At 60.3% G+C, this 5,496-nt stretch carries 2 protein-coding genes, 1 tRNA gene and 2 rRNA genes; 4 read left to right on the top strand and 1 reads right to left on the bottom strand.

Features of this window, described 5'->3' with window-relative positions:
• The first annotated feature begins 1,349 nt into the window (after positions 1-1,349).
• Both L0C59_RS00025 and L0C59_RS00020 read left to right on the top strand, forming a co-directional pair.
• The gene (locus L0C59_RS00025; protein ID WP_205387542.1) at positions 1,350-1,790 is read left to right on the top strand and encodes a transglycosylase SLT domain-containing protein; all 441 of its coding nucleotides are present in this window, start codon (positions 1,350-1,352) and stop codon (positions 1,788-1,790) included.
• Complete coding sequence (locus L0C59_RS00020; RefSeq protein ID WP_114312268.1) at positions 1,787-2,056, top strand: hypothetical protein; 270 nt, start codon at positions 1,787-1,789, stop codon at positions 2,054-2,056. The genes L0C59_RS00025 and L0C59_RS00020 overlap by 4 nt, the downstream gene beginning before the upstream one ends.
• Positions 2,057-2,124: 68 nt before the next feature.
• Here L0C59_RS00020 and L0C59_RS00015 read toward each other — a convergent pair.
• Positions 2,125-2,201 (bottom strand) — tRNA-Ile (locus L0C59_RS00015).
• 192 nt (positions 2,202-2,393) lie between these two features.
• Here L0C59_RS00015 and L0C59_RS00010 point away from each other — a divergent pair.
• Both L0C59_RS00010 and rrf read left to right on the top strand, forming a co-directional pair.
• Positions 2,394-5,290 (top strand): 23S ribosomal RNA (locus L0C59_RS00010).
• Between the two features lie 83 nt (positions 5,291-5,373).
• Positions 5,374-5,490: ribosomal RNA gene (gene rrf, locus L0C59_RS00005) — 5S ribosomal RNA — on the top strand.
• The last annotated feature ends 6 nt before the right edge of the window (positions 5,491-5,496 follow it).

Below are 5,496 nucleotides of genomic sequence, written 5' to 3'. Positions count from 1 at the left end.
GTCCTTTCTGGTGCCCCCCTTTTATACACAAAACCCTACACATAATTCCTTACACGACCGTCGGAACGGGTTCCACGCTACCAGACCCCGCCCAAACATCCCTGGCGGCGGAGGTAGTTAGAACAAATATTAACGAGTCTGCTGGTACCAACACCTGGTCTATTTCCCGCGCGGCCGATGGGGTAGCCGATATCACGGTTGTAAGAGAGTTCACGGAAGCCCAGGTTGGCAATAAAAACCTTGCGGAATGGGGGTTTGCTCCGGCACAAAACCCATCAAGCAACCTCATGTGTCGCGAACTTTTCCGGGATGGTTTGGGAAACCCTGTGGTAATTACTCCTGCCTCTGACCAACGCCTGCGGCTTATATACCGCTGGCGTGTAAGTGTTGGCCCAGTTATCCCGCAACCAGTGTCCATTAACATTGACGGTATTGGGGTACGAACGGGGAAATTGTTCTTGCGCAAGTATGTTCCAACTAATGCTTTCCCATGGAATGCATTTGGCTACGAATTCGGCGACATAGCACTCTTACATGGGCTAATTATGGGGAATGGCATTTACCATGGGCACGTCCTGCATAGCGCAGATGTACTCCCCGACTACAATAATAGCTCGTCGTATACTTCTGGTAGTTTCTATAAAGGCATCTCATACAATAGCTATATCCAAAGTAGCCGTACCAGGACGACGCAACCAGTTACCTGGTTATCAAGCGAGGCTAATGCGACCATCCGGCTCATAGGGCTCGGCGTGGATCAGTATCCCATGGGCGTAAAACTAGACCCTGGACAGGAGTTCACGAAGACTAACTTGTACAAGTTGACTATCGGTGAGTGGACTGTAATATGGGGGCCGTGATGGTACCAGGAAACTGGGGAAACCGCACTTTTTCTCTTCCTCCAACCCATGGGGTGCCCGCACTACCCGCGGGGATTTTTCCCCTGGCCAGGCAGGACGGGCGCCACGTGGCCGGCGCTGAGGCCAAAGGAGGGGTGGCCACCTACTGGGACCTGCACGCCTTCGTGTGGTACTACGCTGGGGGGATGTTGACCCTTAACCGCGGCATGAAGCGCATCAGGAGAACAATCAGGGGGGTGGAGGACGTTGCGCGCCGGAGGGGCTAGGTGGGGGGTTTTGGCGCTGGGGGGCCTGGTTGCATACCTCCTACTGCGGCCCCGCCCAGCGTTTGTCTCTCCTACCCCTGCCCCTACCGGGTGCCAGTACCAGCCCGGGAGCGGACTAGCCAAGGACTACCAAGCGCTGATATACCGCATCCATGAGCGCATCCGGGAAGTGCGGCCCAACCTGGGCGTGTGCATCCCCGCTTCGGGTACCCCATGCACCCTGGTGCTGGCATCAGCCCTGGCCACTTCCACCAACTACGGCATTCCCCCGGATATCGCCACCGCCCTAGCCTGGCAGGAGAGCCGCTTCAACCTCTACCTTGAGACCGATCGCATTCGTGCGGCCCTGGCCAAGGGGCGGTGCACCGCCTCACCTCAGACCGAGCTGGGCCCCTTGCAGGTAAAACCGGTAGCCTTTTGTCAGGTAGGCAAGGACCCCGGGCAGATGCTGAGCATGTCCATGTATGCGCGGATTTGGTACGCGGTAGCGGCTGGACTGGAGTATCTGGCGTGGCTGAAGGGCCAGATGGCTGGGGCGTCGTGGAAGGAGATTCTTCAAGCATATAACGTAGGACTGGCGGGATTCCGCCAAGGAAGGCGCAATGAGCCCTATGCCTGCGCCATCATTAGCCAAGCCAATCGCTACTCTGAGCTAAAGGTATGAGGGTGCCCTGGGGCATTATAGCCATGTTGGCGACATTGGGTGTCGCCTTTGCCCTGACGGGCCTATGGTGGTGGCTTATCTTCCTGGGCGGCCTGGTCGTCTGGCTTGGAATGGTGGAGCTGCTGGCGGTGCGCCGTACAGGCCTCACCATCTCGGGTCAATTTCTTGCCTGGGCCAGGCGGAACCCCTGGTGGGCAGGGTTTATGGCCGCCCTGCTGGGTGGGGCAGTAGGTTATTTGATCTACCACCTGGCAACGGGCTATTAGGTGTCATGTAGGTGTCAAAAACCGATCCCCGGGGTTAGATGAACCCCGGGGATTTACCCTTCCCATCGTGGTGGGCGATGGTGGACTTGAACCACCGACCTCACGCTTATCAGGCGTGCGCTCTGACCAGCTGAGCTAATCGCCCCCGCACGCAAAAACTAGCTTAGCGAGGAGAAGCCTTTCCGTCAAGATGCGGGGTGGGGTGTCCCCCACCCCCCTTGACAGTTTTGTTTTGGTCTGGTAGTTTTTTCTTTGCGCTGCCTGAGGGGCGGCGGGGGATCTTGAAAGCTGGGGTGGAGGAATAGGTGGTTGTAGGCCGTGATGAGCGGCCTTGAAGGGTCAAGATGCTAAGGGCCCACGGTGGATGCCTTGGCACCCGAGCCGATGAAGGACGTGGCTACCTGCGATAAGCCAGGGGGAGCCGGTAGCGGGCGTTGATCCCTGGATGTCCGAATGGGGGAACCCGGCCCGTGGGAACACGGGTCACCGCCTTTTGGCGGGGGGAACCTGGGGAACTGAAACATCTCAGTACCCAGAGGAGAGGAAAGCGAAAGCGACTCCCTGAGTAGCGGCGAGCGAAAGGGGAAGAGCCTAAACCGTCTGGCTTGTCCGGGCGGGGTAGTGGGGCCCTCGGATACCGAATCCCTGACTCTAGCCGAAGCTGTCTGGGAAGCAGCGCCGAAGAAGGTGAAAGCCCTGTAGGCGAAAGGGGAGGGGATAGGTGAGGGTACCCGAGTACCCTGTGGTTCGTGGAGCCATGGGGGAATCTGGGCGGACCACCGCCTAAGGCTAAGTACTCCGGGTGACCGATAGTGGACCAGTACCGTGAGGGAAAGGTGAAAAGAACCCCGGGAGGGGAGTGAAATAGAGCCTGAAACCGTGGGCTTACAAGCAGTCGCGGCCCCTTTGGGGGTTGCGGCGTGCCTATTGAAGCATGAGCCGGCGACTCACGGTCGTGGGCGAGCTTAAGCCGTGGAGGCGGAGGCGTAGGGAAACCGAGTCCGAAGAGGGCGTTAGTCCGCGGCCGTGGACCCGAAACCGGGTGAGCTAGCCCTGGCCAGGGTGAAGCTGGGGTGAAGCCCAGTGGAGGCCCGAACCGGTGGGGGATGCAAACCCCTCGGATGAGCTGGGGTTAGGAGTGAAAAGCTAACCGAACCCGGAGATAGCTGGTTCTCCCCGAAATGACTTTAGGGTCAGCCTCAGGTGCTGACTGGGGCCTGTAGAGCACTGATAGGGCTAGGGGGCCCACCAGCCTACCAAACCCTGTCAAACTCCGAAGGGTCCCAGGTGGAGCCTGGGAGTGAGGGCGCGAGCGATAACGTCCGTGTCCGAGCGCGGGAACAACCGAGACCGCCAGCTAAGGTCCCGAAGTCTGGGCTAAGTGGGAAAGGATGTGGCGTTGCTGAGACAGCCAGGAGGTTGGCTTAGAAGCAGCCATCCTTTAAAGAGTGCGTAATAGCTCACTGGTCGAGTGACGCTGCGCCGAAAATGATCGGGGCTTAAGCCCAGCGCCGAAGCTGCGGGTCTGGGGGGCAACCCTCAGGCGGTAGGGGAGCGTTCCCGATGCCGACGAAGGTCGTCCGCGAGGGCGGCTGGAGGTAAGGGAAGTGCGAATGCCGGCATGAGTAACGATAAACAGGGTGAGAATCCCTGTCGCCGTAAGCCCAAGGGTTCCTACGCAATGGTCGTCAGCGTAGGGTTAGGCGGGGCCTAAGGTGAGGCCGAGAGGCGTAGCCGAAGGGCAGCCGGTTAATATTCCGGCCCTTCCCATGGGTGCGATGGGGGGACGCTTTAGGCTAGGGGGACCGGAGCCATGGACGAGCCCGGCCAGAAGCGCAGGGTGGGGGGTAGGCAAATCCGCCTCCCGTGGGCTCTGCGTGGTGGGGAAGCCCGTGAGGGTGACAACCCCCCGAAGCCAGGGAGCCGAGAAAAGCCTCTAAGCACAACCCATGGGAACCCGTACCGGAAACCGACACAGGTGGGCGGGTGCGAGAGCACTCAGGCGCGCGGGATAACCCTCGCCAAGGAACTCTGCAAGTTAGCCCCGTAACTTCGGGAGAAGGGGTGCTCCCTGTTGGTGCCGCGTGCGGTGCTGATGGGGAGCCGCAGTGAACAGGCTCTGGCGACTGTTTACCAAAAACACAGCTCTCTGCGAACTCGTAAGAGGAGGTATAGGGAGCGACGCTTGCCCGGTGCCGGAAGGTCAAGGGGAGGGGTGCAAGCCCTGAACCGAAGCCCCGGTGAACGGCGGCCGTAACTATAACGGTCCTAAGGTAGCGAAATTCCTTGTCGGGTAAGTTCCGACCTGCACGAAAAGCGTAACGACCGGAGCGCTGTCTCGGCGAGGGACCCGGTGAAATTGAACTGGCCGTGAAGATGCGGCCTACCCGTGGCAGGACGAAAAGACCCCGTGGAGCTTTACTGCAGCCTGGTGTTGGCTCTTGGTCGCGTCTGCGTAGGATAGGTGGGAGCCTGGGAAGCCGCCCTTGCGGGGGCGGTGGAGGCGCCGGTGAAATACCACCCTGATGCGGCTGGGGGCCTAACCCAAGGGATTGGGGACAGCGCTTGGCGGGCAGTTTGACTGGGGTGGTCGCCTCCTAAAGGGTAACGGAGGCGCCCAAAGGTTCCCTCAGGCGGGACGGAAATCCGCCGGAGAGCGCAAGGGTAGAAGGGAGCCTGACTGTGAGGCCTGCAAGCCGAGCAGGGGCGAAAGCCGGGCCTAGTGAACCGGTGGTCCCGTGTGGAAGGGCCATCGATCAACGGATAAAAGTTACCCCGGGGATAACAGGCTGATCTCCCCCGAGCGTCCACAGCGGCGGGGAGGTTTGGCACCTCGATGTCGGCTCGTCGCATCCTGGGGCTGAAGAAGGTCCCAAGGGTTGGGCTGTTCGCCCATTAAAGCGGCACGCGAGCTGGGTTCAGAACGTCGTGAGACAGTTCGGTCTCTATCCGCCACGGGCGCAGGAGGCTTGAGGGGGGCTCTTCCTAGTACGAGAGGACCGGAAGGGACGCACCTCTGGTTTCCCAGCTGTCCCTCCAGGGGCATAAGCTGGGTAGCCATGTGCGGGAGGGATAACCGCTGAAAGCATCTAAGCGGGAAACCTGCCCCAAGATGAGGCCTCCCACGGCACTAGCCGGTAAGGACCCGGGAAGACTACCCGGTGGATGGGCCGGAGGTGTAAGCGCCGTGAGGCGTTGAGCTGACCGGTCCCAATCGTCCGAGGTCTTGACCCTTTTTGCCCTGATGGTCCACCCCAGCCGAGGTCCCCTGCCGCCTGGAGGCGGCGTGGGATTTTGAAAGGCAAAACACGAAAATCCCCCGTGCCCATAGCGGCGTGGAACCACCCGTTCCCATTCCGAACACGGAAGTGAAACGCGCCAGCGCCGATGGTACTGGGACCGCAGGGTCCTGGGAGAGTAGGTCGGTGCGGGGGATTTTT

This window comes from Thermus neutrinimicus, assembly GCF_022760955.1.
Lineage (GTDB): Bacteria > Deinococcota > Deinococci > Deinococcales > Thermaceae > Thermus > Thermus neutrinimicus.
This window is presented reverse-complemented; position numbering and strand designations above follow the sequence as displayed.